This window comes from Streptomyces sp. NPDC002566 (assembly GCF_042889585.1).
Lineage (GTDB): Bacteria > Actinomycetota > Actinomycetes > Streptomycetales > Streptomycetaceae > Streptomyces.
The window spans coordinates 309494-335813 of record NZ_JBIARD010000003.1; the positions used below are offsets into that span (position 1 = coordinate 309494).

The 26320-nt window shown below is 72.2% G+C and carries 23 protein-coding genes; 10 read left to right on the plus strand and 13 right to left on the minus strand.

The window, feature by feature from the left end; genetic code table 11:
- Position 1 precedes the first annotated feature (1 nt).
- Genes hisB through hisD form a run of 3 tightly spaced genes read right to left on the minus strand, consistent with a single transcriptional unit; the run spans position 2 to position 3023 of the window.
- Positions 2 to 595, minus strand: coding sequence for an imidazoleglycerol-phosphate dehydratase HisB (gene hisB, locus ACFYXA_RS14195; protein WP_130437248.1), 594 nt, complete (start codon positions 593 to 595; stop codon positions 2 to 4).
- Positions 592 to 1701: a histidinol-phosphate transaminase gene (locus ACFYXA_RS14200; protein WP_352246275.1), complete on the minus strand. Its 1110-nt coding sequence runs from the start codon at positions 1699 to 1701 to the stop codon at positions 592 to 594. Before ACFYXA_RS14200 ends, hisB begins: the two co-directional genes overlap by 4 nt.
- Complete coding sequence (hisD, locus tag ACFYXA_RS14205) at positions 1698 to 3023, minus strand: histidinol dehydrogenase (protein ID WP_351093147.1); 1326 nt, start codon at positions 3021 to 3023, stop codon at positions 1698 to 1700. Before hisD ends, ACFYXA_RS14200 begins: the two co-directional genes overlap by 4 nt.
- A gap of 175 nt (positions 3024 to 3198) precedes the next feature.
- Here hisD and ACFYXA_RS14210 point away from each other — a divergent pair, with 175 nt between their 5' ends.
- The 4 genes from ACFYXA_RS14210 (at position 3199) to ybaK (ending at position 7226) form a co-directional block, all read left to right on the plus strand.
- A complete protein-coding gene (locus tag ACFYXA_RS14210) occupies positions 3199 to 4779 on the plus strand; it encodes an oxidoreductase (protein ID WP_352246360.1) in 1581 nt (526 codons plus the stop codon).
- A gap of 129 nt (positions 4780 to 4908) precedes the next feature.
- A complete protein-coding gene (locus tag ACFYXA_RS14215) occupies positions 4909 to 5946 on the plus strand; it encodes a hypothetical protein (protein ID WP_352246276.1) in 1038 nt (345 codons plus the stop codon).
- A gap of 11 nt (positions 5947 to 5957) precedes the next feature.
- Positions 5958 to 6698, plus strand: a complete 741-nt coding sequence (locus ACFYXA_RS14220) for an LON peptidase substrate-binding domain-containing protein (RefSeq protein ID WP_351093151.1) — start codon at positions 5958 to 5960, stop codon at positions 6696 to 6698.
- A 24-nt stretch (positions 6699 to 6722) separates the two neighbouring features.
- Positions 6723 to 7226, plus strand: a complete 504-nt coding sequence (gene ybaK, locus ACFYXA_RS14225; protein ID WP_389032302.1) for a Cys-tRNA(Pro) deacylase — start codon at positions 6723 to 6725, stop codon at positions 7224 to 7226.
- 212 nt (positions 7227 to 7438) lie between these two features.
- Here the strand turns inward: ybaK and ACFYXA_RS14230 are convergent, their stop codons facing one another.
- The 4 genes from ACFYXA_RS14230 to ACFYXA_RS14245 all read right to left on the minus strand — a co-directional run bounded on the left by ACFYXA_RS14230 (position 7439) and on the right by ACFYXA_RS14245 (position 11475).
- Positions 7439 to 8131 (minus strand): AAA family ATPase, encoded by a 693-nt coding sequence (locus tag ACFYXA_RS14230; protein WP_352246278.1) that lies wholly within the window; start codon positions 8129 to 8131, stop codon positions 7439 to 7441.
- A gap of 34 nt (positions 8132 to 8165) precedes the next feature.
- Complete coding sequence (locus ACFYXA_RS14235) at positions 8166 to 8990, minus strand: ABC transporter permease (protein WP_351093156.1); 825 nt, start codon at positions 8988 to 8990, stop codon at positions 8166 to 8168.
- A 116-nt stretch (positions 8991 to 9106) separates the two neighbouring features.
- A complete protein-coding gene (locus ACFYXA_RS14240) occupies positions 9107 to 10081 on the minus strand; it encodes an ABC transporter ATP-binding protein (protein WP_352246280.1) in 975 nt (324 codons plus the stop codon).
- 173 nt (positions 10082 to 10254) lie between these two features.
- Positions 10255 to 11475 carry an NYN domain-containing protein gene (locus tag ACFYXA_RS14245; RefSeq protein ID WP_389032307.1) on the minus strand — a complete coding sequence of 407 codons (1221 nt, stop codon included), beginning with the start codon at positions 11473 to 11475 and terminating at the stop codon, positions 10255 to 10257.
- A 221-nt stretch (positions 11476 to 11696) separates the two neighbouring features.
- On the opposite strand from ACFYXA_RS14245, the gene ACFYXA_RS14250 reads away from it, so the two are divergent.
- Positions 11697 to 11861, plus strand: coding sequence for a hypothetical protein (locus ACFYXA_RS14250; RefSeq protein ID WP_389032310.1), 165 nt, complete (start codon positions 11697 to 11699; stop codon positions 11859 to 11861).
- 72 nt (positions 11862 to 11933) lie between these two features.
- On the opposite strand, the gene dnaE is transcribed toward ACFYXA_RS14250, so the two are convergent.
- Entirely contained in the window at positions 11934 to 15473 is a 3540-nt protein-coding gene (dnaE, locus tag ACFYXA_RS14255) for a DNA polymerase III subunit alpha (protein ID WP_352246282.1), read from the minus strand.
- 185 nt (positions 15474 to 15658) lie between these two features.
- Here dnaE and ACFYXA_RS14260 point away from each other — a divergent pair, with 185 nt between their 5' ends.
- The 4 genes from ACFYXA_RS14260 to ACFYXA_RS14275 all read left to right on the plus strand — a co-directional run bounded on the left by ACFYXA_RS14260 (position 15659) and on the right by ACFYXA_RS14275 (position 20447).
- A complete protein-coding gene (locus ACFYXA_RS14260) occupies positions 15659 to 17008 on the plus strand; it encodes a DUF2252 domain-containing protein (protein WP_352246283.1) in 1350 nt (449 codons plus the stop codon).
- 106 nt (positions 17009 to 17114) lie between these two features.
- Positions 17115 to 17807, plus strand: coding sequence for a hypothetical protein (locus ACFYXA_RS14265; RefSeq protein WP_389032315.1), 693 nt, complete (start codon positions 17115 to 17117; stop codon positions 17805 to 17807).
- 69 nt (positions 17808 to 17876) lie between these two features.
- Complete coding sequence (locus ACFYXA_RS14270) at positions 17877 to 18689, plus strand: thioredoxin domain-containing protein (RefSeq protein ID WP_389032318.1); 813 nt, start codon at positions 17877 to 17879, stop codon at positions 18687 to 18689.
- 75 nt (positions 18690 to 18764) lie between these two features.
- A complete protein-coding gene (locus ACFYXA_RS14275; protein WP_389032321.1) occupies positions 18765 to 20447 on the plus strand; it encodes an alkaline phosphatase D family protein in 1683 nt (560 codons plus the stop codon).
- Between the two features lie 16 nt (positions 20448 to 20463).
- Here the strand turns inward: ACFYXA_RS14275 and ACFYXA_RS14280 are convergent, their stop codons facing one another.
- Positions 20464 to 21033, minus strand: a complete 570-nt coding sequence (locus ACFYXA_RS14280; RefSeq protein WP_351093171.1) for a dienelactone hydrolase family protein — start codon at positions 21031 to 21033, stop codon at positions 20464 to 20466.
- A 122-nt stretch (positions 21034 to 21155) separates the two neighbouring features.
- Here ACFYXA_RS14280 and ACFYXA_RS14285 point away from each other — a divergent pair, with 122 nt between their 5' ends.
- The gene (locus ACFYXA_RS14285) at positions 21156 to 22292 is read left to right on the plus strand and encodes a mechanosensitive ion channel family protein (RefSeq protein ID WP_389032325.1); all 1137 of its coding nucleotides are present in this window, start codon (positions 21156 to 21158) and stop codon (positions 22290 to 22292) included.
- A 33-nt stretch (positions 22293 to 22325) separates the two neighbouring features.
- On the opposite strand, the gene ACFYXA_RS14290 is transcribed toward ACFYXA_RS14285, so the two are convergent.
- From ACFYXA_RS14290 to ACFYXA_RS14305, 4 genes are all read right to left on the minus strand, one after another.
- The gene (locus ACFYXA_RS14290; protein ID WP_352246288.1) at positions 22326 to 23066 is read right to left on the minus strand and encodes an SDR family oxidoreductase; all 741 of its coding nucleotides are present in this window, start codon (positions 23064 to 23066) and stop codon (positions 22326 to 22328) included.
- Positions 23067 to 23162: 96 nt separating this feature from the next.
- Positions 23163 to 24749 carry a Na+/H+ antiporter gene (locus tag ACFYXA_RS14295; protein ID WP_389032329.1) on the minus strand — a complete coding sequence of 529 codons (1587 nt, stop codon included), beginning with the start codon at positions 24747 to 24749 and terminating at the stop codon, positions 23163 to 23165.
- A 113-nt stretch (positions 24750 to 24862) separates the two neighbouring features.
- Positions 24863 to 25339: a GNAT family N-acetyltransferase gene (locus tag ACFYXA_RS14300; RefSeq protein WP_352246290.1), complete on the minus strand. Its 477-nt coding sequence runs from the start codon at positions 25337 to 25339 to the stop codon at positions 24863 to 24865.
- A complete protein-coding gene (locus ACFYXA_RS14305) occupies positions 25336 to 26280 on the minus strand; it encodes an RluA family pseudouridine synthase (protein ID WP_130437226.1) in 945 nt (314 codons plus the stop codon). Before ACFYXA_RS14305 ends, ACFYXA_RS14300 begins: the two co-directional genes overlap by 4 nt.
- Between the last annotated feature and the right edge of the window lie 40 nt (positions 26281 to 26320).

The window sequence follows — 26320 nt, forward strand, 5'->3', positions numbered from 1 at the left end:
CCTACAGCGCGCCCTTCGTGGACGGGAGGATGCCGGCCGCGCGCGGGTCCCGCTCGGACGCGTAGCGCAGGGCCCGGGCCAGCGCCTTGAACTGGCACTCCACGATGTGGTGCGCGTTGCGCCCGTAGGGCACGTGCACGTGCAGCGCGATCTGCGCCTGGGCGACGAAGGACTCCAGGATGTGCCGGGTCATGGTGGTGTCGTACTCGCCGATCATCGGCGCCATCTTCTCGGGCTCGGTGTGCACGAGGTAGGGGCGGCCGGAGAGGTCGACGGTGACCTGGGCGAGGGACTCGTCCAGCGGGACCGTGCAGTTGCCGAAGCGGTAGATGCCCACCTTGTCGCCGAGGGCCTGCCGGAAGGCGGCGCCGAGCGCGAGCGCGGTGTCCTCGATGGTGTGGTGGGAGTCGATGTGCAGGTCGCCGTCGGTCTTGACGGTGAGGTCGAACAGACCGTGCCGGCCGAGCTGGTCGAGCATGTGGTCGTAGAAGCCGACGCCGGTGGCGATGTCGGTCTTGCCGGTGCCGTCGAGGTCGATCTCGACCAGGACGGCCGTCTCCTTGGTCGTACGCTCCACGCGTCCAACGCGAGTCATGAACCCTGCTCCTTCTTGATCTCCCGGACCGCGTCGAGGAACGCGTCGTTCTCTTCGGGCGTGCCGGCGGTGACCCGCAGCCACCCGGGCACGCCGTTGTCCCGGACCAGGACGCCCCGGTCGAGGATCTTCCGCCAGACGGCGTGGGCGTCGTCGAACCGGCCGAACTGCACGAAGTTGGCGTCCGAGGCGGTCACCTCGTAGCCGAGGCCCAGCAGTTCGCTGACCAGGCGGTCCCGCTCCCCCTTCAGCTGCTCGACGTACTTCAGCAGTGTGGCGGTGTGCTCCAGCGCGGCCAGGGCGGTCGCCTGGGTGACCGCCGACAGGTGGTAGGGCAGCCGGACCAGCTGCACGGCGTCCACGACGGCCGGGTGCGCGGCGAGGTAGCCGAGGCGCAGTCCGGCCGCGCCGAAGGCCTTGGACATCGTGCGGGAGACGACGAGATTCGGCCGGTCCTGGAGCAGCGGCAGCAGCGAGTCGCCGTGGCTGAACTCGATGTACGCCTCGTCCACGATCACCATGGACGGCTTGGCGGCCTGCGCCGCCTCGTACAGGGCGAGGACGGTCTCGGCCGGGACGGCGGTGCCGGTGGGGTTGTTGGGGGTGGTGACGAAGACGACGTCGGGCCGGTGCTCCGCGATCGCCTTCCGCGCGGCGGCGACGTCGATGGTGAAGTCGTCATGGCGCGGGCCGGAGATCCAGCCGGTGCCGGTGCCGCGCGCGATGAGGCCGTGCATCGAGTACGACGGCTCGAAGCCGATCGCGCTGCGGCCGGGCCCGCCGAAGGTCTGCAGCAGTTGCTGGATGACCTCGTTGGAGCCGTTGGCCGCCCACACGTTGGCGAGCCCGACCTCGTACCCGGAGGTGTCGGTCAGGTACTCGGCGAGCCGGGTGCGCAGTTCGACGGCGTCGCGGTCCGGGTAGCGGTTGAGGTTCCGGGCGGCCTCGCGCACCCGCTCGGCGATCCGCTCGACCAGCGGCTCGGGCAGCGGGTAGGGGTTCTCGTTGGTGTTCAGCCGTACGGGGACGTCCAACTGGGGCGCGCCGTAGGGGGACTTGCCACGCAGCTCGTCCCGTACGGGAAGATCGTCGATTCCGAGGTTCACTTGCTCGTCGGTACCTTCCAGCCGAACCTTGCCTTGATCGCCGCGCCGTGCGCCGGCAGGTCCTCCGCCTCCGCCAGCGTGACCACGTGGTGCGCGACGTCGGCCAGCGCCTCGCGCGTGTAGTCGACGATGTGGATGCCGCGCAGGAAGGACTGCACCGACAGGCCGGAGGAGTGGCAGGCGCAGCCGCCGGTGGGCAGGACGTGGTTGGAGCCGGCGGCGTAGTCGCCGAGGGAGACCGGGGCCCAGGGGCCGACGAAGACCGCGCCGGCGTTGCGCACCCGGGCGGCGACGGCGGCCGCGTCGGCGGTCTGGATCTCCAGGTGCTCCGCGCCGTAGGCGTCGACGACCCGCAGGCCCTCCTCGACGCCGTCGACGAGGACGATCGCGGACTGCCGGCCCTCGAGGGCGGGGACGATCCGGTCGTCGATGTGCCGGGTGGCCGCGACCTGCGGCTGCAGTTCCTTCTCGACCGCGTCCGCCAGCTCGACGGAGTCGGTGACCAGCACGGCGGCGGCCAGCGGGTCGTGTTCCGCCTGGCTGATGAGGTCGGCGGCGACGTGCACCGGGTCGGCCGTGGAGTCGGCGAGGACCGCGATCTCGGTCGGGCCGGCCTCGGCGTCGATGCCGATCTTGCCGGTGAAGTAGCGCTTGGCGGCGGCGACCCAGATGTTGCCGGGGCCGGTGACCATGTTCGCGGGCGGGCAGGACTCGGTGCCGTGGGCGAACATCGCGACGGCGGTCGCGCCGCCCGCGGCGTACACCTCGTCGACGCCGAGCAGGGCGCACGCGGCGAGGATCGTCGGGTGGGGCAGGCCGCCGAAGTCGGCCTGCGCCGGGGAGGCGAGCGCGATGGATCCGACGCCGGCCTCCTGGGCCGGGACGACGTTCATCACCACGGAGGACGGGTAGACCGACCGCCCGCCGGGCGCGTACAGCCCGACGCGCTCCACGGGGACCCACTTCTCGGTCACGGTGCCGCCCGGCACGACCTGGGTGGTGTGCGTCTCACGGCGCTGCGCGCGGTGGACGAGGCGGGCGCGGCGGACGGACTCCTCCAGGGCCGCGCGCACGGCCGGGTCGAGTTCCTCCAGCGCGCGCTTGAGGGCCTCGGCGGGCACCCGCACCTGGTCGAGGCGGACCCCGTCGAACTTCTCGGCGAAGTCGATCAGTGCCGCGTCGCCCCGATGATGCACGGCCTCGCAGATCGGGCGCACCTTCTCCAGGGCGGCCGAGACGTCGAAGTCGGCTCGGGGCAGCAGGTCGCGCAGGGCGGGGCCCTCGGGGAGGGCGTCGCCGCGCAGATCGATTCGGGAGAGCACGTCGTCAATTGTCTCAGACCGGAATCGGGGGGCGTCCGCGCGTATCAATGGCTGATACAGAACGTGGCCGGATCCGGAAGATCCCCCTCAGCCGTAGCGTCAGGCGGTGGCGGGGCGGGCATCAACGGGTTGCGCGGGGACCGTGAGCCGCGAGCAGCAGGAGGGACACGACAGCGTGACCGAGGGGGCCGGCGTCCACGCCGGGCAGGGGGTGCCGGAGGACCTGACCACCGCCGAGGCGGGCATGTGGGAGGCCTTCCGCAACGGCAGTGTGTACGACCTGAGCAGCGGCGAGGCGGTCGTCGACGATCCGCACGGGGGCCATCCGTGGGGCGAGGAGCGCACGGTGCGGGCGCGGATCGTGGCCTGGCTGCTGCTGGCGGGGCCGACCGCGCTCGCGGGCCGGGTGGCCTCGCTGAAGCTGACCGGGGTGCGGATCAGCGGCACGCTCGACCTGGCGGGCGGCACGGTGGAGCCGTACGTCGAGCTGGAACGCTGCCGGTTCGAGCGGGACGTGCTGCTCCCGGAGGCGCGGGTGACGACGCTGCGGATGGTGGACTGCTCGGTGCCCCGGCTGGAGGCGGCCCGGCTCCAGACGGAGGGCGACCTGCATCTTCCGCGCTGCCGCTTCCACAACGGGGTGCGGCTGACCGACGCGCACATAGGCACCGATCTGCTGCTCAACCAGGCGATCGTCTACCGCGACCGCACCGGGCGCTCGATCGCCGCCGACGGTCTGACCGTCGGCCAGGACCTCCAGGCCGAGCTGCTGGAGTCGCACGGTGAGCTGCGGCTGCGCAGCGCCAAGATCGGCGTGTCGCTGAGTCTGCGCGGGGCCCGGCTGACGAACCCGTACACCCGGTTCGCGCTGAACGCGCCGCAGCTGACCGTGGAGCGCTCGGTCTATCTGACGCCGGCGGGCGTGGGCGGCACGGCGCTCAGCGGGACGACCCCCGCGCGCGGGACGCGTGTCCAGCGCTTCGAGTGCCGGGGCGGGGTGCGGCTGGACGACGGGCGGTTCGGGGACGCCGTCGACCTGGAGCGGGCCCGTTTCGACCTGACCGACGAGCAGGAGCTGTCGCTTCGCCGGGTGCAGACGCCCGAGCTGCGTTTCTTAGGCGAGAAGCCTCAGCGGGGCAAGGTGGTGCTGTCGGGGGCGCGGGTGGTCAACCTGGTGGACCGCGCGGCCGCCTGGCCGGGCCCGGGGCGTCTGCACATGGGCGGCTTCGCTTACGAGAATCTGGTGCCTCAGGGTCCGTTCCCGCTGGCCGAGCGGCTGGAGTGGGTGGCGGCGGCGACCGCCGAGTACCAGCCGGAGCCGTACGAGCGGCTGGCGGCGGTGCTGCGGGACGGCGGTGAGGACGAGGACGCGCGCGAGGTGCTGCTGGCCAAGCAGCGCAGGCGGCGCGAGACGCTTCCGCCGGCGGCGAAGCTGTGGGGGTACGTGCAGGACTGGGCCGTCGCCTACGGGTACCGGCCGGGCCGGGCCGCGGTGTGGATGGCGGTGCTGTGGGCGGCGGGTTCGCTCGCGTTCGCGCACGCCGACCATCCGCCGGTGAACCCGCAGGGGCACCCGCCGTACAACCCGGCGCTGTTCACCCTGGATCTGCTGCTGCCGGTGATCGACCTCGGCCAGACCGGTCAGTGGCGTCTGAACGGCGGCTGGCAGTGGCTCCAGGCGGCGATGATCCTGCTGGGCTGGATCCTGGCCACGACGGTGGCGGCGGGCGCGACACGGCTGCTCCGGCGCGGTTGACCCCGCCCTGGCCTGCGGCGTCACCACCGCGCAGTTTTACCTTCCCTTGACCTACGGTCGTACAACTTTCCACAGGTTGCCGTCGCCCTCTGGCGCATCCGGGAGTCGCGGCTTTTCAATAGCGAAACCATGGCTCTGCTGCCCCCCTTCATCCGTGCCCCCCGGACGGTCGCGTCCCGGCGCGCGCGGACCCTCGCCCCCCACCTCCTCGCAGGGCTCCCCGCCGATGACGAGGTGCTCCTCGACGCGCCCGACGACCGTCTCGGACCCGCGCTGGTCGCGGCCGGGCTCGGCACGTACGAGGCCGCCGCCGCGCTCCTGGCCGACACCCGCGACCGGGCCGACTGGGAGTACCGCGACCGGTACGCGACCCGCCTCGCGTCCTTCGCGTCTTCGCGCCCCGAATGGTTCGAGGAGTGGCGTGCCGCCGCGCCGCGCGACCCCGACGTCCTGCTGGTGGCCGCCCAGCTCGCGGTGACGCGCGCCTGGCCCTCGCCGGCCCGCACCGAGCTGCTGCGCGAGGTGAGCCCGCTGATCACGGCGGCCGCGCAGGCCGACGTCCGCGACCCGGTGCCGTGGCGGATCGCGCTGGACCACGCGCGCGGCACCCGCGCCGGCCACAAGTACTTCGGCGAGCTGTGGGAGGCCGCCGTGCGGCGCGCCCCGCACCACTACGGCTGCCATGTGGCCGCCAAGCGCTATCTCGCCGAGTCCTGGCACGGCTCGCACCGCGAGTGCTTCGACTTCGCCGACCGGGCCGCGCAGGACGCCCCGGCGCACTCGCTCCTGCAGGCGATGCCGGTCCGCGCGGCCTTCGCGTACCTGACCGACGGCTGCGGTCCCGAGGTGCCGCGCGCCCGGCTCGACGACGCCGCGGACCGGGCCGCCGTCCTGTCGGCGCGCTTCCCCGCCGCCGACCCGTGGACGGCCGAGATCCGCAACCTCCTGACGTACGTCCTGGTCCGCCTCGGCCGACGTGACGACGCCCTCGCCCAGCTGCGCCTGATCGGCCCGTACGCCACGTCCTTCCCCTGGGGCCGGCTGTCGGACGACCCGCTGGGGCACTTCCTCGCGGTGCGCGAGGGCGTGGTCGCGGGACCCTCCGGGCAGCCGTCGGGGCATCCACTCGGTGGGCACGGGGAACACGCGCTCCCCCGGGGCCACTAGGCTTCTGCGCCGTGACCACCGTCCGGCTGCCGCTCTTCCCCCTGAACTCGGTGCTGTTCCCGGGGCTAGTCCTCCCGCTCAACGTCTTCGAGGAGCGCTATCGCGCCCTGATGCGCGACTTGTTGAAGACGCCCGAGGAGGAACCGCGCCGCTTCGCCGTCGTCGCCATCCGCGACGGCCACGAAGTGGCGCCCAGCTCCCCCGGCATGCCCGACCCGACGGCCACCCCCCAGCGGGGGCCCGCGGCCGGCTTCGGGGAGGACCCGGCGCGGGCGTTCCACGGCGTGGGCTGCGTGGCCGACGCGGCGACGATCCGGGAGCGGGCCGACGGCACCTTCGAGGTGCTGGCGACCGGGACGACCCGGGCGCGGCTCGTGTCGGTGGAGGCGTCGGGGGCGTTCCTGACGGCGGAGCTGGAGGAGCTGCCGGAGGAGCAGGGCGACGAGGCGGGCACGCTCGCCGAGGGCGTGCTGCGGGCCTTCCGCCAGTACCAGAAGCGGCTGGCGGGAGCACGCGAACGCTCGCTGGCCACCGGCACCGACCTGCCGGACGAGCCGTCGGTGGTGTCGTACCTGGTGGCCGCCGCGATGATGCTGGACACCCCGGCCAAGCAGCGGCTGCTCCAGGCCCCGGACACCGCCTCCCGGCTGCGCGACGAGCTGGAGCTGCTGCGCGCGGAGACGGCGATCCTGCGCAGCCTGCCCTCGCTGCCCGCCGCCGAGCTGACGCGTGCGCCGACGAGCCTGAACTGACGGACGACGGACGGGAAGGCAGGCATGGCGAGGAAGGCCAAGAAGACCCAGCAGGCCGGCGGCACACCCGCCACGGTGGCCCTGACGGCCGCGGGCGTGGACTTCACGGTCCACTCCTACGACCACGACCCGGCCCACCCCTCCTACGGCGAGGAGGCGGCCGAGGCGATGGGCGTCTCCCCCGACCGGGTCTTCAAGACCCTCGTCGCGGACGTCGACGGCGCGCTGACCGTCGCGGTGGTCCCCGTAGCGGGCTCGCTGGATCTGAAGGCGCTCGCCTCCGCGGTCGGCGGCAAGCGCGCGGCCATGGCGGACCCGGCGCTCGCTGAGCGCACCACGGGCTATGTGCGCGGCGGGATCTCGCCCCTGGGCCAGCGCAAGCGGCTGCCCACGGTGCTCGACGACTCGGCGAAGGCCCACGCCACCGTGTGCGTCTCGGCGGGCCGGCGGGGCCTGGAGGTCGAGCTGTCACCCACCGCGCTCGCCGAACTCACCGGCGCGGTGCTGGCACCGATCGGCCGCGCGTGAGGCCCCGTGGCCGGGCGGACCGCCTCCGACGGCGAGGCTGAGCGCTACTCGGCCGGCTGCGCGGGACCGCCGTCTGGGGTCTTCGGGGGCGGCGCCTGGGGGTACGGCTCGGGATCGCGCGACCGAACGGGGCGGTGAGGGCCAAGTGGGCCCGGGGCCGCCGTGTCCGGCGCCGCAGCAGCACCGCGGTCGCCCGACGGCGGCGCTGAGCGCTACTCGGCCGGCTGGGCGGGACCGCCCTCGGGGGTCTTCGGGGGCGGCGCCTGGGGGTACGGCTCGGGGTCGCGGGGGCCGAACAGGGCGGTGAGGGCCAGGTGGACCAGGAGTGCGGCCACCGGCCAGGCCAGCCAGGCGCCCTTCGCGGTGAGCTTCAGCGGGCCGGAGAACGTCTTCCCCTGGCCCGCCGCCTTCGCGGACGCGATGACGTCCTGGGCCGGGCCCAGCCATATCCCGAGCCGCCACGCCACGAGCGAGGCGAGGAAGCCGCCGACGGCCAGCGCGACGACCAGGGGCACCCCGCCGCGCCGCCGCCACAGGAAGACCGCGAGCGCGCTCAGCGCCCCGCAGGCCAGCGCCAGCAGCGTGAACGTCCCGTCCGCGCCCGCGGCCTGTTCGCCCTCGGCGTCGGCCGGGTAGACCACCCAGCGGCCGTCCAGCACGCCGCCGACCAGCGGCAGCCGCGGCGCGAGCCACACCCACAGCAGTCCGAGGGCCAGGCCGGCGACCGTGACCGCGACGGTGACCACGGCGGCTTCCCGCAGCTCGGTCTTCATGCCCGGGCCGTCCTGCCCGTACGAGGCGGGGGCCGCCGCGCCCGGATACCCCGGGTGTCCGCCCGGCGGGGGCCAGGCCTCGTGCGCGGACGGGTCGTGCGGGGGCGGAGGGGGAGTCAGCGGTGCGGTCACCCTGACATCGTGCCAGGCGACCCGGTGGGACGCGTCATCGGACGGCGGCCCGACGGTACGCCCAGGTCGCGACGGCCAGCGAGACGACGCCGACAGCGGCGCACACCGCGAGGTCGCCGAGGACGAAGGCCCAGTCGGGGCTCGTCCGGAAGGTCCGCGCGAACGCCTCGACGCCGTAGGTGGAGGGCAGCAGGTCGCGGGCGAAGCGGACCGCCTCCGGCATCCGGTCGGGCGGCAGCACCCCGAGCAGCAGCGCCGCGGACATGCCGAGCTGGCCGAGCACGGTGGCCAGCTCGGGCCGGGGCGCGAGCAGCCCGAAGGCCGCGCCGAGCCCGGACAGCGCGGCGCCCGCGAGCGGGATCACCAGCGCCAGCACCCACAGGTGGGCCACCGGCAGCCCGAACAGCGCGCAGCCGAAGAGGGCCGTCACCAGCGTCCCCGGGACGGTGAAGGACGCGTACGCGCCCGCCGCCCCCAGCACGACCGCCGCGGGCGGCACCGGGAGCGTCGCGTAGTGGTCCAGGCCTCCGCTCGCCCGCAGCTGGCCGAAGTACTGCGCGAGCAGGTTCAGCGCCACGAAGGCGACGACGAGGACCGCCGAGCCGGCGACCACGGCCTGCGCCTCGCGCCCGCCGTCGACGACCCCGCGCATCATGATCAGGATGCCGACTGACTGGAAGGTCGCCACGAACAGCAGCGGGATGCGCGCCACGCGCGCGCGGGACAGCTGCGCCCGGTAGACGGCCACGAGCGACGGCCACAGCCGGGCCCGCGGGCCGAGCTCGGCCGCCTCCCGGGCCGGCTGCCCGTCCACGGCGAGGACGCCGTTCGGCAGAACCTCTGCGGGTACGACACTCACGTCGCGCTGCTCTCCCTCTCGAAAGTCCACTCCGCCAGTCGTCCTGTTCGGTACGGATGCCGTGGCTGTCGTGCTCAACCCGGTCGCCGTGGCGCCGGTGCCGGCGGCCTGTGCGCTCACACCCTCACCAGCCCTTGGCGGGCGGCGCCGCCCAGCGCCAGGTAGACGTCCTCCAGGCTCGGCGTGGCGAGGGTGAAGTCGTCCAGGGCGGCGAAGGCGGCCCCGCCGGTGACGGTGGCGACGATCGCGCGGGCCTCCTCGGGGGCCAGCCTCAGCGTCCAGCGGCGCCCGGCCTCCAGCGCCCGCTCGCGCAGCGCGGCGACCTCCGGCACGTCCAGCGGGGGCCGCTCCCGCCACACCAGTTCCACCCGCACCTCGCCGGCGACGCGTTCCTTCAGCCCGGACGGCGTGTCGCAGGCGATGACGCGGCCCCGGTCGAGGACGGCGACCCGGTCCAGGACGGTCTCGGCCTCGATGACGTTGTGGGTGACGAGCAGAACGGTGGTCCCGCGCTCGGCGCGCCGCCGGTCCACCGCGGCCCACACGGCGCGCCGGGCGACGGGGTCCATGCCGGTGGTCGGCTCGTCCAGCACCAGCAGGGGCCGCTCCCCCACCAGGGCGGTCGCGAAGCAGGCCAGCCGGCGCTGCCCGCCGGAGAGTTTGCGCAGCGGCCGTCCGGCGAGCGGGGTGAGCCCGAGTTCGTCGAGGACGTCGTCGCGCTCGCGGCGGGCCTGCCCCGCGTCGAGGCCGCGCAGGCGTCCGGTGGTCTCGGCGGCGAGGGAGACCGTGAGGTCGTCGAGCGCGGTGGACTCCTGGCCCAGGTAGGCGAGGAGGCGGGCGGCCCGCTCGGGGTGGCGCACGATGTCGTGGCCGAGGATCTCCACGCTGCCCGTGTCGGGGCGCATCAGCCCGGTGACCTGGCGGACGAGGGTGGACTTGCCGGCTCCGTTCGGCCCGAGCAGCCCGAAGATCTCGCCGCGCCGGACCTCCAGCCGTACGTCGTCGGTGGCGCGGACCTCCGGCGTGGCGGGGGATCCGCGCCGCCCGCGCACCGCCGGGTAGGTCTTGGTCAGGTCGCGCACGGCGCACACGACCTCATGCCGGTGCCGAGGTGCCGATGCCGCGCGCGTACTCACAAGGGACGAGACTACGGGGTCCACACCCCCCACTCCCCCTCGGGGGCATCCAGCCACCCCCTCCGGGGCATTCCCCCCACCCCCGCACGACTCCCGACAGGTGCGGTCGGCCGTGCGCGGTGCCTCGTTCAGTCGGCGGCCGGGGTTCGTTCCGCTGCCGTGCGGATGTCGACCTCTCTCCAGAAGCCCGCACGGATGGCGTAGCGGTCGTGTTCGTCGATCTGGTCGTCCTTGTGGGCGAGCAGGCCGAAGCGGGCCGCGTAGCGCAGGAGTTCGCCGTCGACGCGGTGGGGGATGCGCGGGTACATGCCGGACAGCTTCTGCAGATGGCTCTGGTCGCCGAGGCGGTCCGTCCAGCGCCGGGCGAAGACCTGCCCGACCTCGAAGGGGTCGCCGCCGACGGTGGTGATGTCCTCCTCGCGGTCGGCCCACCGCTGCTCGGCCGTGGTGAGCTGGGCGAGCGTCGGCATGGAGGAGGCCTCGGCGGGTTCGGCGGCGACGCCGGGCCGGTCGACCCAGCCCTTGTCGGAGGACCAGCGCAGGGTCGCCGTCGGGGGGTGCTGGACGGTCTGGGCGCCGGGGGCGCGGAGCGCGGCGAGGTCCTTGGGGGTGGGGACGCCCTTCGGCGTGGGGAGGCGTTCCTGCGTGCCGTTGCCGGAGGCGGGGGGCGCGGGCGCGCGCTCGCCCTCATCGGTGGGCCGCTCGCCGGCGGGGGCGAGGCCGGAGTCGGGCAGCGGCGCGGAGAGGATCGCGGCGATCTCGGGCCGGGGCGCGGGCGGGGGCGCGCAGACGCCGCCGTGGTCCTTGGCGCGGACGGCCTTGGTGATCCACGTACGGTCCAGCACGCGCCGTTCGTCGGCCTCGGCGACCAGGTCCTCGGACTGGTTGTAGTCGCCGTCGGCAGCCTGGACGGCCCACAGGTGGACGGCGACTCCGTGCTCCTTGGCGGCCATCATCCCGGGCAGCAGATCACCGTCCCCGGTGACCAGCACGACGTCGGAGCAGGCGCGGTTGCGGGCCAGTTCGGTCAGCTCGGCGTGCATGGCGGCGTCGACGCCCTTCTGCGCCCAGCGGCCGTCGCTGCGGGTCAGGGCGCCCAGGCGGACGGTGACCCGGGGCATCACGCGCAGCCGGCGGTGCTCGGGCTGCGGGACGCGGTCGGGGGCGCCGTCGAACCAGTAGATGCGCAGCAGTGGGCGTTCCGTGTCGGACTCGGCCTGTTCGCGCAGTCCCTGGACGAGCGCGGAGTGGTCGACGGTGATGCGGGACCGCGAGGGCTCCCCGGCGAGGAGACTCGCGGCGGCCCCCAGCAGATACCCGGCGTCCACCAGGACGATGCAGCGGTCCACACGACTCACCCTCTTTCCGGGAGGTTTGCTTCGGGCTTGCTTCGAGTCTGCCCGACGGCGCGGGGGTTAACGGCCCGAACTCGATCTTCGGCGTGGCGTTTCGGGGCGGGACGCTCCGACCGAGCCTGTCACAGACGGTAATTATCCGACATGCGGTGTAAGTCGGGCTATGTGAATCTGGTCGCGGCCCTGGCCCCAACCCTCGAAGGAGGCAGATCCCCATGGCCAAGAACAAGAACCGTGAGCGTAAGCAGCCCCAGTCGCAGCGCGGTCGGCAGGAGGCCCAGCAGCCGTCCCTGGAGACGCAGAGCGAACCGCACCTCGCGCAGCCGACACCCGGCGACTCGGCGCACAAGGGCCGGAAGAAGCGTTTCGGCCACAACTGACGTCTTCACACACCGAGGGGCGCATCCGTTGCCGGATGCGCCCCTCGGTGTGTCAGCGCGACCGCGCCGCGGTCAGCCGGCCAGGCAGGACGGGCCGAGCAGCACCTTCAGGTCGCCGAAGAGCGCCGGGTCGGGCTTGACCCGGTGCCGGTCCAGGCGCAGCACCGTCGTCTTGGTGGGTCCCTGGAGCTTGATGCGGACCTCGCTGTCGCCCTTGTGGTGGCTGAGGATCTCGCCGAGGCGGCTGACCATCGGCGGGGTGACCTTCACCGCCGGGATGGTGAGCACCACGGGCGCGTTGGTGCCCGCGTTGGACAGGTCGGGGACCTGGAGCTCCATCGCGACCAGCCGCGGCACGTCCTCCCGCTTGTCGAGGCGTCCCTTGACGAAGACGACGGCGTCCTCGACGAGTTGGGTCGACACGAGCTGGTAGGTGGCGGGGAAGAACATGCACTCGATGGAGCCCGCGAGGTCCTCGACGGTGGCGATCGCCCAGGCGTTGCCCTGCTTGGTCATCTTGCGCTGGAGACCGGAGATGATGCCGCCGATGGTGACGACCGCGCCGTCGCCGAAGTCGCCGCCGGTGAGCTGGGAGATGCCCGCGTCGGCCTTGTCGGACAGCACGTGCTCCAGGCCGAACAGCGGGTGGTCGGAGACGTACAGGCCGAGCATCTCGCGCTCCTGCGCGAGCAGGTACGTCTTGTCCCACTCGTCGTCGGTGAACTGCACGTCGAGGCCGAACCCGGGTTCGTCGCTCTGCTCCTCGCCCATGCCGCCGAAGAGGTCGAACTGCCCCTCGGCCTCCTTGCGCTTGACCGCGACCACGTTGTCGATCATCGGTTCGTACTGCGCGGTGAGGCCCTTGCGGGTGTGCCCCATCGTGTCGAAGGCCCCGGCCTTGATCAGCGACTCCGTGGTGCGCTTGTTGCACACGACCGCCTCGACCTTGTCGAGGTAGTCGGGGAAGGAGCTGTACTTCCCCTTCGCCTTGCGGCACTTGATGATCGACTCGACGACGTTGGTGCCGACGTTGCGCACGGCGGAGAGGCCGAAGAGGATCACGTCGTCGCCCTGGGCGGCGAAGTTGGACATGGACTCGTTGACGTTCGGCGGGAGCACCTTGATGCGCATGCGGCGGCACTCGTTGAGGTAGATCGCGGACTTGTCCTTGTCGTCCTTGACCGAGGTGAGCAGCGCCGCCATGTACTCGGCGGGGTAGTTCGCCTTGAGGTAGGCGGTCCAGTACGAGACCAGGCCGTACGCGGCGGAGTGCGCCTTGTTGAACGCGTAGCCGGCGAACGGGACCAGCACGTCCCACAGCGCCTGGATGGCCTCGTCGCTGTAGCCCTTCTCGCGGGCGCCCTTCTGGAAGAGGACGAAGTTCTTCGCCAGTTCCTCGGGCTTCTTCTTGCCCATGACCCGGCGGAGGATGTCGGCCTCGCCGAGCGAGTACCCGGCGATGATCTGCGCGGCCTTCTGCACCTGCTCCTGGTAGACGATCAGGCCGTAGGTGACGTCCAGGACCTCCCGGAGGGGCTCCTCCAGCTCGGGGTGGATCGGGGTGATCTCCTGGAGCTTGTTCTTGCGCAGCGCGTAGTTGGTGTGCGAGTCCATGCCCATCGGGCCGGGACGGTAGAGCGCGGAGACGGCGGAGATGTCCTCGAAGTTGTCGGGCTTCATCAGCCGCAGCAGCGAACGCATGGGACCGCCGTCGAACTGGAAGACGCCGAGGGTGTCGCCGCGCTGGAGCAGTTCGAAGGTCTTGGGGTCGTCCAGCGGGAGGCTCAGCAGCTCCAGGTCGACGCCCTTGTTGGACTTCACCATCTTGACGGCGTCGTCCATGATCGTGAGGTTGCGCAGACCGAGGAAGTCCATCTTCAGCAGGCCGAGCGACTCACAGCTCGGGTAGTCCCACTGGGTGATGGTCACGCCGTCGGTGTGCCTCACCCACACAGGGACGTGCTCGGTGATGGTCTCGCTGGACATGATCACGCCGGCGGCGTGGACGCCCATCTGCCGGACCAGGCCCTCGACGCCCTTGGCGGTGTCGATGACCTTCTTCACATCCGGCTCGTTCTCGTACATCGAGCGGATCTCGCCCGCCTCGCTGTAGCGCGGGTGCGAGGGGTCGGTGATCCCGTTGAGGTCGATGCCCTTGCCGAGGACGTCCGCGGGCATCGCCTTGGTGAGGCGGTCGCCCATCGCGTACGGGTAGCCCAGCACGCGCGCGGAGTCCTTGATGGCGTTCTTGGCCTTGATCTTGCCGTAGGTGCCGATCATGGCGACCTTGTCGGCGCCGTACTTCTCGGTCACGTACCGGATCACCTCGACGCGCCGGCGCTCGTCGAAGTCGATGTCGACATCGGGCATGGAGACGCGCTCGGGGTTGAGGAACCGCTCGAAGATCAGGCCGTGCGGGATCGGGTCGAGGTCGGTGATGCCCATGGCGTAGGCGACGATCGAGCCGGCGGCGGAGCCTCGGCCGGGGCCGACCGCGATGCCGTTGTTCTTGGCCCACATGATGAAGTCGGCGACGACGAGGAAGTACCCCGGGAACCCCATCTGGATGATGACGTCCATCTCGTACTCGACCTGCTTCTGGCGGTCCTCGGGGATGCCGCCGGGGAAGCGGCGCTCCATGCCGCGGCGGACCTCCTCCTTGAACCAGGTGACCTCGGTGTAGCCCTCCGGGATGTCGAACTTGGGCATGAGGTTCTTGGCCTCGAACATCCCGGTGGTGTCGATCTGCTCGGCCACCAGGAGCGTGTTGCGGCAGCCCTCCTGCCAGGCGTCCGAGGAGTCGATGGCGTACATCTCCTCCGTGGACTTCAGGTAGTAGCCGGTGCCGTCGAACCGGAAGCGGTCGGGGTCGGAGAGGTTCTTGCCGGTCTGGATGCACAGCAGCGCGTCGTGCGCCCCCGCCTCGTGCGCGTACGTGTAGTGCGAGTCGTTGGTGACCAGCGGGGGGATGCCGAGCTTCTTGCCGATCTCCAGCAGGCCGTCGCGGACCCGGTGCTCGATCTCGATGCCGTGGTCCATCAGCTCCAGGAAGTAGCGGTCCTTGCCGAAGATGTCCTGGTACTCGGCGGCCGACTTCAGCGCCTCGTCGAACTGGCCGAGGCGCAGCCGGGTCTGGAGCTCTCCGGAGGGGCAGCCGGTGGAGGCGATGAGGCCCTCCGACCACTGGGAGATGGTCTCCTTGTCCATGCGGGGCCACTTCTGCAGCCAGCCCTCGGCGTAGGCGTCGGAGGAGAGCCGGAAGAGGTTGTGCAGGCCCGTCGCGTCGGCCGCCCAGATCGTCTTGTGCGTGTAACCGCCCGAACCTGACACGTCGTCGCGCTTCTGGTGCGGCTGGCCCCACTGGATCTTGCGCTTGTTGCGGCGCGACTCGGGCGCGACATACGCCTCGATGCCGATGATCGGGGTGACTCCGGCCTTCTTCGCGGAGTGGAAGAAGTCGTACGCCCCGTGCAGGTTGCCGTGGTCGGACATCGCGATGTGGGTCATGCCCATCTCGTTGCACGCGTTGAACATGTCCTTGAGCCGCGCGGCACCGTCCAGCAGCGAGTACTGGGTGTGGACGTGCAGGTGCGTGAACGGCGGCTTTGACACGGCTCGGCCTCCAGGCGGAAAACTCGGCAGGGGGGACAGCGTCGAAGTCTATGCCTCGGCGGTGACACTCCGGCGGCTCGCCCGCGTACCTTCTCAGCGGGTCGCGGGCACTTCCGCGCGCGGCCGCACGTTGCAGGACGACAGAGACGCTGTCGTCCATGTCATGCACCAGGAGGCACCCCGCGATGTCGGTTCCGCAGCTCAACGACGAGCCTCGCGGCGAGGAGATCCTCGCCGTCTTCGACACCGCCTTCGGCGCGCTCCTGGCCGCCGACCCGGCCGCGTTCCGCGTGAAGTTCCGGAAGATGGCCGCGTCGGCCTTCGCCTTCTACCGGGGCACGGCCTGCCTCTTCTACCACGACCTGGAGCGGGAGAACCCCGGGCGCGGCGCCGGCGGGGAGTTCAGCGGCCCGTACCTGGACGAGCGCACCTCGCGCGTGTGGATCCACGGCGATCTGCACGCGGAGAACTTCGGCACCTACATGGACTCCCAGGGCCGTCTGATCTTCAACGTCAACGACTTCGACGAGGCGTACGTCGGCCCGTTCACCTGGGATCTGAAGCGGTTCTCCGCCTCCATCGCGCTCATCGGGTACGCGAAGGCGCTCTCGGACGAGCAGATCACCGAGCTGGTGGAGGTGTACGCGGGCGCGTACCGCGAGCGCGTGCACGCGCTGGCCGGCGGCGCCAAGCGCGACGAGGTGCCCCCGTTCACGCTGGACACGGCCGACGGCCCGCTGCTCGGCGCGCTGCGGGTGGCGCGTTCCCTGACCCGCTTCGGGCTGCTGGAATCGATGACCGAGATCCGCGACTTCGAGCGCCGCTTCGCGCCCGGCGGCGGCGCCATCGAGCTGGACGCGGCCACGCGCTACAAGGTGCTGGCGGCCTTCGACGGCTATCTGGAGACGCTGCCGGAGACGTCTCTGGCCCGCCCGGACTCCTACCGGGTGAAGGACGTCGTGGGCCGCCGGGGCATCGGGATCGGCTCGGCGGGCCTGCCGTCGTACAACATCCTGCTGGAGGGTCACAGCGACGCCCTGGAGAACGACGTCGTGATCTACATCAAGCAGGCGCAGACCCCGGCGGTCTCCCGTCATGTCACCGATCCGGCGATCCGCGACTACTTCCAGCACGAGGGCCACCGCACGGTGATCTCCCAGCGCGCCCTGCAGGCGCACGCGGACCCGTGGCTGGGCTGGACCGAGCTGGACGGGGCGGGCCAGCTGGTCGCCGAGGTCTCGCCGTACGCGGTGGACCTCGACTGGGGCGACATCGACGACCCGGAGGAGATCGCGGCCGTCGTCGCCGACCTGGGCCGGGCCACGGCCACGATGCACGCGGCGGCGGACGACACCTCCGGCGAGTCGCTGGTGCCCTTCTCCACGGAGCGGGCGATCGACGCGGCCATCGCGGCCGACGAGGACGGCTTCGCGCCGCTCCTGGTCGACTTCGCGCACGCGTACGGCGCACGCGCGCGTGCGGACCACCAGATCTTCGTCGACCTGTTCCGCAACGGCCGGATCCCCGGGCTGTGACGGGAGTCCTTGTCGCGCCCATAACGAATCGTCCATAACGAATAGGGCTCCGGCGGGGACCCTTTAGCGGTCCCTTACCGCGCCGCGTGACACACTTTCCAGCGCCATGGACATATCCGGGACCCGACTCAGAGCCGTACGCGCGGCGCTGTTCACGGCCTTCGTCGTGACGCTCAGCACCGCGTCGCACGTCCTGCTGTCCCGGGCCCCGCTGCCGCTCAACACGGTGGCCGCCGTCGCGGCCGCCGTGTTCGCCCTGGCCTACGCCCTCGCCGGCCGAGAGCGCGGCTTCGGTCGGATCGCCGCGCTGCTGATCCCGCTGGAGCTGGCGGCCGACACGGTGTTCACCACCGGCCAGCACGTCTGCTACGGCCGGGCGGGCGGCCCCGTCGCCGGCCCGCTGGCCTCGGTCGGCTGGGACGTTCTGTGCGGCGACGGCACCCGCGTCGGCGCACCGCTGGCCCAGGTCGCCGGCGCCGACCCGAACAGGCTGGGCGGGGTGCTCGCGCACGCCGACCCGGCCACCGCCTGGCTGCTCCTCGGCACCCATGTCGTCGTCGGTTCCGTCGCCGCCGCCTATCTGCGCCGGGGCGAGCGGGCGCTGGCCCAGCTGCTGCGGGCGGCCGCCGCGGCGACGTTCCGGCCGCTGCTGCTGGCCGTCTCCGCCGCGACCGTACGACGTGCCCCGGCGGCCCGCCGCCTGCCGCGGCCCGCGCACCGTGCGGCCACCGCCCGCGAGCGGATCCTCGTGCACTCCCTGGGACTCCGCGGCCCACCGCGCCGGGCCGCCCTCGTCTGAGCACGACCACGTCCCCCTACACGTATTCCGCGCACCCCTGTCGTGCGCGTCCCACAGGAGAACACCCATATGAGCAAGCGGAACACCCAGGCGGCGAAGACGGCGGCGCGGGAGCGGCTGCGCGTCGAACGCGAGCGCGAGGCCAAGCGGGCCAAGGTCAAGCGGCAGGTCATCGTGGCCCTGTCGGCCGTCGGCGTGCTGGCGCTGGCCGGCGGCATAGGTTACGCCGTCGTCCAGGCCAACAAGCCGGGCTACTGGGAAGAGGCCAAGGACGCCAAGCTGGTCAAGCCGGCCAACACCACCGGCGAGAACGGCACCACCGTCGTCATGGGCAAGAGCAGCGCCAAGAACACCCTCACCATGTACGAGGACCCGCGCTGCCCGGTCTGCGCCCAGTTCGAGCAGACCGTCGGCGCGACGGTCAAGGCCGACTACGACGCCGGCAAGTACAAGATCCAGTTCGTCGGCGCCACCTTCCTCGACAACGGCCTCGGCGGTGAGGGCTCCAAGAACGGGCTGAGCGCCCTGGGCGCCGCGCTGAACGTCGGCCCGGAAGCGTTCCTGGAGTACAAGACCGCGCTCTACTCGGCGAAGTACCACCCCGAGGAGAGCGACGACAAGTTCAAGGACGACAGCTACCTGATCAAGGTGGCGGACACCGTTCCCGCCCTGAAGGGCAACAAGAAGTTCCAGGACGCCGTGAAGAACGGCACCTTCGACAAGTGGGCCCTGGAGATGTCCAAGACGTTCGACGACAGCGGGGTGAGGGGCACGCCGACGCTGAAGATGGACGGCAAGACGATGACCGGCCCGAACGGCAAGGACGCGCCGATGACGGTCGAGGACTTCAACACGGCGCTCAGCAAGGCCCTCAAGGGCTGACGCACAACCGAAGAGCGGGCGAACTTTCGGCAGTTCGCCCGCTCTTCGGCGTACTGGTCAGTAATCTGATCGCCTGTGACCAGTCGATACAGATCAACTGACAGCTCCTCCGCGCCCGTTGACGGCGCCGCCTCCCTCGCCCCGCGCCGCCGCACGGTCGTCAAGGCCGCGGCCGCCACCGCCGTGCTGGCCGGGCCGCTCGCCGCCGCGCTGCCCGCCAGGGCCGCCGCGGACACCCCCGCCTTCCTCCACGGCGTCGCCTCCGGGGACCCGCTGCCCGACGGGATCCTGCTGTGGACGAGGGTGACGCCCACCGCCGAGGCGATACCCGGCTCAGGGCTCGGCCCGGACACCGAGGTCGAGTGGGTCGTCGCCGAGGACAGGGCGCTCACGCGCGTCGTGGCCAAGGGCACGGTGACCGCGACCGCCGCCTCGGACCACACCGTCAAGGCCGACGTGCGCGGCCTCGCCCCGGCCACCGACTACTGGTTCCGCTTCTTGGCCGGCGGGACCGAATCGCCGGCGGCGCGCACCCGCACCGCGCCGGCGGCCCAGGCGTCGGTGGCGAACCTGCGCTTCGGCGTGGTCTCCTGCGCCAACTGGGAGGCCGGCTACTTCTCCGCCTACCGCCATCTCGCCGCCCGCGGCGACCTCGACGCCTGGCTGCACCTCGGCGACTACATCTACGAGTACGGCACCGGCCAGTACTGCGCGCGCGGCGCCGTCGTACGGCCCCACGCGCCCACGCACGAGATCCTCACCCTCGCCGACTACCGCATCCGGCACGCCCGGTACAAGACCGACCCCGACCTGCAGGCCCTGCACGCCAAGGCGCCGGTCATCGCCATCTGGGACGACCACGAGTTCGCCAACGACACCTGGTCGGGCGGCGCGGAGAACCACACCGAGGGCGCGGAGGGCAGCTGGACGAGCCGTCAGGCGGCCGCCAAGCAGGCCTACTTCGAGTGGATGCCGGTGCGCCCCGCGCTCGCCGGCACCACCTACCGCCGGCTGCGCTTCGGCAAGCTCGCCGACCTCTCCCTGCTGGACCTGCGCTCCTTCCGCTCCCAGCAGGTCAAGTTCGGCGACGGCGACGTCGACGACCCGGAGCGCACCCTCACCGGCCGGGCCCAGCTCGACTGGCTCAAGACGGGGCTGACGGCGTCCGACACCACCTGGCGGCTCGTCGGCAACTCCGTGATGATCTCGCCGCTGGCCCTCGGCGCGCTCCCCGCGTCCGTGCTCAAGCCGCTCGCCAAACTGCTCGGCCTGCCCCAGGAGGGCCTCGCCCTCAACACCGACCAGTGGGACGGCTACACCGACGACCGCCGCGAAGTCCTCGCCCACCTGCGGTCCAACGCCATCCGCAACACCGTCTTCCTCACCGGCGACATCCACATGGCCTGGGCCAACGACGTGCCGGTGAACGCCGGGACCTACCCGCTGTCCGCCTCGGCCGCCACGGAGTTCGTGGTCACCTCGGTGACCTCCGACAACCTCGACGACATCGCCAAGGTCCCCGAGGGCACCGTCGCCGCGGTCGCCGCCCCGCTGGTCCAGGCCACCAACCGCCACGTCCACTGGGTGGACACCGACCGGCACGGCTACGGCGTGCTGGACATCACCGCCGAGCGTGCGCAGATGGACTACTACGTCCTGTCCGACCGCACCCGGGCCGACGCGACCTCCGCGTGGTCGCGCTCGTACCGCACGCGCAGCGGCACGCAGAAGGTCGAGCGGACGTACGACCCCGTGTGACGGCCGGTCACGGCCGCTACAGCGTGTCGAGGAAGCCGAGCGCCACCCGCCAGGTGGCCTCGGCGGCCTCCGCGTCGTAGTCGGGGAGGTCGGGGTCGGTGTAGAGGTGGCCGGCCCCCGCGTACCGGTAGACCTCCACGTCGGCGCCCGCGCGGCCCATCTGCAGGTACCAGGCGCTCAGCCAGTCGTCCGGCTCGAACGGGTCAGGCTCCGCCACGTGCAGCTGCACCGGCAGCTCGTCCACCGAGGCGTTCGGCGCGAGGTCGGAGGTGCCGTGCAGGAGCAGCAGGCCGCGCGCCTTGGCGTCACCGAGGGCGAGGGTCTGCGCGACGGACGCGCCGAGCGAGAACCCGGCATAGACCAGGCCCCGGTCGGAGTAGGGCGCGGCGGCCAGGACCGCTCTCCTCAGCAGCTCGTCCTTGCCGATGCCCTCGTTGTGGGCCATGCCCTCCTCGACCGTGTCGAACGTCTGCCCGTCGAACAGGTCCGGGGTCCACACCTCGTGCCCGGCGGCACGCAGCCGGTCCGCCGCCGCACGCACCGCGGGGCGCAGTCCATAGGTCGAATGGAAGAGCATGATGTTCATGAGGCCATGGTGCCAGCCGCCGCTGACAACGCCTCCTGAGCCGCCCCTCGCAGCACGGCACGTGGGACTCTTCACAAAAGGCACATGTTCAAGGTCCGGTCGAGCCGGTTACGCGCCAAGGCATGGAGAACCTGCTCCGCCCCGTGATCGTGGTCGGCGGTTCGGTCCTGCTGACGTTGTTCATCGGATGGGCCACCGACCGACTTTTGTCCAAAGCCGACCACCGGCATCCGGAGACTCCCTTGTGGGGTCTGCTGCGCCGTGGCCGGATCCCGTACCAGCTCGTGCTGTGCGCGGCGTTGTTGAGAGGGTCGTACGACGAGGCACGTCTGCTCCCGGAGCACCAGGACGCGGTCGGCCGGACGCTGACGCTGACGCTGATCGGCGCGGCCGCCTGGCTGGTGATCCGGATCGCCGGCGCCGTCGTGGAGACCTCGTACAGCCGCTACGCGCGCATGCACCGCGACGCGGCCCGGGTGCGTCGGGTGCGCACCCAGGTGTCGCTGATCATGCGGGTGGTGTCCGCCGTCGTCGGCGTGGTGGCCGCGGCGGCGATGCTGCTGACGTTCCCGGCGTTCCGCGCCGCGGGCGCCTCGCTGCTGGCCTCGGCCGGAATCCTCGGCATCGTCGCCGGTGTCGCCGCGCAGTCCACGCTGAGCAACATGTTCGCCGGGCTGCAGATCGCCTTCGGCGACATGGTGCGCATCGGCGACACGGTGGTCGTGGACGGCGAGTGGGGCACGGTCGAGGAGATCACCCTGACCTTCCTGACCGTGCGGACCTGGGACGAGCGCCGGATCACCATGCCGGTGTCGTACTTCACGTCCAACCCGTTCGAGAACTGGTCGCGCGGCACACCGCAGATGACGGGCATCGTCTACTGGCACGTCGACCACTCGGCCCCGCTCGACGCGATGCGCGAGAAGCTCCGGGACATCCTGCGGGAGTCGCCGGCCTGGGACGGCCGCGCCTACGGCCTGGACGTCACCGACACCACCCCGAACACCATGCAGGTCAGGGCTCTGGTGACGGCGAAGGACTCGGACGACATCTGGACGATCCGCGTCACCGTGCGCGAGCGGATGATCCGCTGGCTGACCGAGGAGCACCCCTACGCGCTGCCCCGGGTCAACACCGCGGACGCCCCGCTGCCGCCCGGCGCCTCGGACGGCGAGGCGCCGGGCGACGGTGCGCCGGGCCTCGACAAGACGCCCCCGCGTCAGCGGCGCGCCCACGAACCGTCGGGCGCGGACCGCTGAACCCGAGGGGTCCTCAGGGGCGCTGAAGGGGCCTCAGTGTCCGCGCTCCGCGCCGCCGTTGACCTGCACGATCTGCGAAGTGACGTGTCCGGCGCCCGGGGAGGCCAGCCAGTGCAGTGTGGCGGCCACGTCCCCGGGCGTCGCGGCGCGTCCGTTCAGTGTCTGGGCGACGAGCCGCTCCCGCCGCTCCTCGTCCATGGACCCGCCGAAGAACTCGGTGTCCTCGACGTACCCGGGCGCGACGACGTTCACGGTGACGCCCTCCGGTCCGAGCCGGCGGGCCAGATCGTGCGCGTACGGATGCAGCGCGGCCTTGGCGCCGCCGTACGCTCCGCTGCCGGAGCCCCGGTAGGCGGCGATCGAGCCGACGAACAGCACCCGCCCGCCCGGCCGGGCCAGCCGGTCCTTCAGCGCCTCCGTGAGCAGGGCCGCGGTGAGGGTGTTGAGCCGGAAGTTGACGCTCCATTCGTACGCGACCCGGTCGAGTGGGTCGTCGCTGTCCGGCTGCGGCTCCAGTCGCCCGTTCCCGCCGGCCCCGTGGACGAGCACGTCCACCGTGCCGAGGGTCTCCTCGACGAACAGCGCCACCTGCCGCACCTCGTCGGGCTCGGCGAGGTCCGCGGCGTAGGTGAGCGCTCCGTCCACCCCGGCCTTCTCCAGCACCTCCCGGCGCCGCCCGAGCAGCAGCACCCGGTCCCCGTCGGCGGCGAACCTCCGCGCCGCCGCGAGCCCGATCCCCGTACCTCCGCCACTGATCACCACATTGCGTGCCATGTCCCCGACCCTAAGGTCGCCCCCGGCCCCTTCAGGGCCGGTTCACAACCCCGCCACGAAGAACGAACCCGCCGGTCACGCTCCGCGGGCGGGAGTTCACTTCAGACTGCGCACGTCGAGATGCCGGAGCACCCGGTCCACGATCTCGGGGTCCGCCCCCGGCTCGCTGCGCGCGGCGACCACCTCGTGCCGGGCCGCGCTGAGCATCTCCCCCTGGATCCGGCGCACCCGCTTCAGCCGCCGCACCCGGTGCTCGTGCCCCTCGCGCCGCTCGTCCTCCCCCATGTCCGGACTGATCCGCAGCCCGATGTCGAAGGCCCGCCGGACCATCTGCTCCGACAGCTCCTCCGGCAGTTCCTCCTCCGCCTCGATCTCGCGCAGCCTGCGCTTCGCCGCCTTCGCCGCGCGCACCGCGAGCTGCTTCTCGAACTCCTTCTCCCGGTCCGTGTCGGCCTGCACCCCGAGCCGCCGCACCAGCCACGGCAGCGTCAGCCCCTGGAGCACCAGCGTCCCCATGATCACCCCGAACGCGATGAACACGATCTCGTCCCGTTTGGGGAAGCCCGCCCCCGCATCCGTCGTCAGGGGGATGGCGAGCGCCAGCGCCACCGAGGCCACCCCCCGCATCCCGGCCCACCACATGACGACGGTCTCCCGCCAGGTCATCGGGATGTCCTCGTCGTAATCCCGTTTGGCGTGCATCCGCTGGGTGACCCAGGTGGCCGGCAGCAGCCACAGCAGCCGGACCAGCACGACGACGACCAGCACGGCCGCCGCCCACCCCAGCATCTCGCCCCACCGCCCGGACGCCGTGCGGATCGCGTTGTGCAGCTCCAGCCCGATCAGCCCGAAGGCGACACCGGTGACCAGGGTGTCGACGATGTCCCAGAAGGTGTGCCCGGCCAGCCGGGTCATCACGTCGTCGGGATCGGTGGCGTACTCGGCGAGGAACAGCGCGGTGGTGAGCACCGCGAGCACCCCGGAGCCGTGGAACTCCTCCGCCATCACGTAGGAGGCGTAGGGCACGAGGAGCGTCAGCCCGATCTGCAGGGTGGCGTCCCCGAGCAGGTCCATCAGCTTGTTCGCGCCCCACCCGAGTGCGACGCCCACGGCCACCGCCACCACGGCGGACAGCACCAGGTCCAGCCCCGCCTTCCACGGCGAGAAGGTCCCGCTGACGACGGCCGTGATCGCCACGTGGTACAGCACGATGGCCGTGACGTCGTTGAAGAGCCCCTCGCCCTCCAGGATGGACACCAGCCGGCGCGGCAGCCCGAGCTGCCCGGCCACGGCGGTGGCGGCGACCGGGTCGGGCGGCGCGACCAGCGCCCCGAGGGCGAAGGCGGCGGCGAGCGGCAGTCCCGGCACGATCGCGTGGGCCACGGTGGCGACACACGCCATCGTGACGAAGACCAGCGCGACGGCGAGCAGGAAGATCGGCCGTTTGTTCGCCGTGAACTGCCGCCAGGACGTCCGCCGCACCGCCGCGTAGAGCAGGGGCGGCAGCAGCAGCGGCAGGATCAGACCGGGCGGGACGTTCACGTTGGGCACGAAGTCGAGGACCGCGAGGACGATCCCGAGCAACGTCATCAGGACCGGCGCGGGCAGCCCCCACCGGTCTCCGAGCGGGACGCTCACCACGGCCCCGAGCAGAAGGACGAACAGCAGGGCCAGCTGGTCCACGGTCAGGCTCCGGCGGTATAGAAGATCACGAACAACCAGGGCTCCAGCCTGTCACGCGCGCCCCGCTTGTCACCGCCTTGCCCGTTTCGACGCCGCGACACCCGCGTCGGTGCTCACAACTCCCGTCGCATCGCCCGGTGCGGTATCCCCGCGTCCGGGAACTCCGGGCCGTACGCCCGGTAACCCAGCCGCTCGTAGAACCCCAGCGCGTGCGTCTGCGCGTGCAGGTCCACCGCGGTCAGCCCGCGTGCGCGCGCCGCCTCCTCGATGCCCCGCACCAGCGCGGCGCCGACGCCGAGTCCGCGCGCCTCCCGGGAGACGGCGAGCCGCCCCAGCGAGCCCACCGACGGGCCGCCGCCTGCGGTCTTCGCCGCGGCCGCCGCTCCGTGCAGCAGCCGCCCGGTCCCCAGCGGCACGCCGTCCTCGCGGACCGCCAGCACATGCACCGCGCCGGCGTCATGGGCGTCGTACTCGATGTCCTCGGGGACGCCCTGCTCGCCGACGAAGACCTCCTTGCGCAGCACGAAGCACGCCTCCCGGTCGGCGGGGTCCTCGGCGACGCGCACCGAGTACGCGGGCGTGCCGCTCATCCGTAGGTCTCCTCGCGGACCTGGTCGAGGGCCTGCTGAAGGTCGTCGGGGTAGCCGCAGGAGAACTCCGCCCACCGGCCGTCACCGGGGTGCTCGAAGCCCAGCCGCACCGCGTGCAGCCACTGCCGGGTCAGCCGCAGCCGCTTGGCGAGCGTCGGGTCGGCGCCGTACGTCAGGTCGCCCACGCACGGGTGGCGGTGGGCGGACATGTGGACGCGGATCTGGTGCGTGCGGCCCGTCTCCAGCTTCACGTCCAGCAGGGAGGCCGCGCGGAAGGCCTCGATGAGGTCGTAGTGGGTGACGGACGGCTTGCCGTCGGCGGTGACCGCCCACTTGTAGTCGTGGTTGGGGTGCCGGCCGATGGGCGCGTCGATGGTGCCGCTCGTCGGGTCGGGGTGGCCCTGGACCAGCGTGTGGTACCGCTTGTCGACCGTGCGCTCCTTGAACTGGCGCTTCAGCGACGTGTACGCGTACTCCGACTTGGCGACCACCATCAGGCCGGACGTGCCCACGTCGAGGCGGTGCACGATGCCCTGGCGCTCGGCGGCGCCCGAGGTGGAGATGCGGTACCCGGCGGCGGCGAGCCCGCCGATGACGGTCGGCCCGGTCCAGCCAGGCGACGGGTGCGCGGCCACGCCCACCGGCTTGACGATCACGACCACGTCGTCGTCGTCATGGACGATCTCCATGCCCTCGACCGGCTCGGCGACGACCTGCACCGGCGCGGGCGCCTGGGGCATCTCGACCTCCAGCCAGGCGCCGCCGTGCACCCGCTCGGACTTCCCGACCACCGACCCGTCGACCGTGACCTTCCCCGCGGCGGCGAGCTCGGCCGCCTTGGTGCGGGAGAAGCCGAACATGCGGGAGATGGCGGCGTCGACGCGCTCGCCCTCCAGGCCGTCGGGCACGGGCAGGGTACGGATATCGGGAAGCGTGCTCACCCGTCGAGTATGCCGGACGGGCGCGACCGCCCCGCACGGA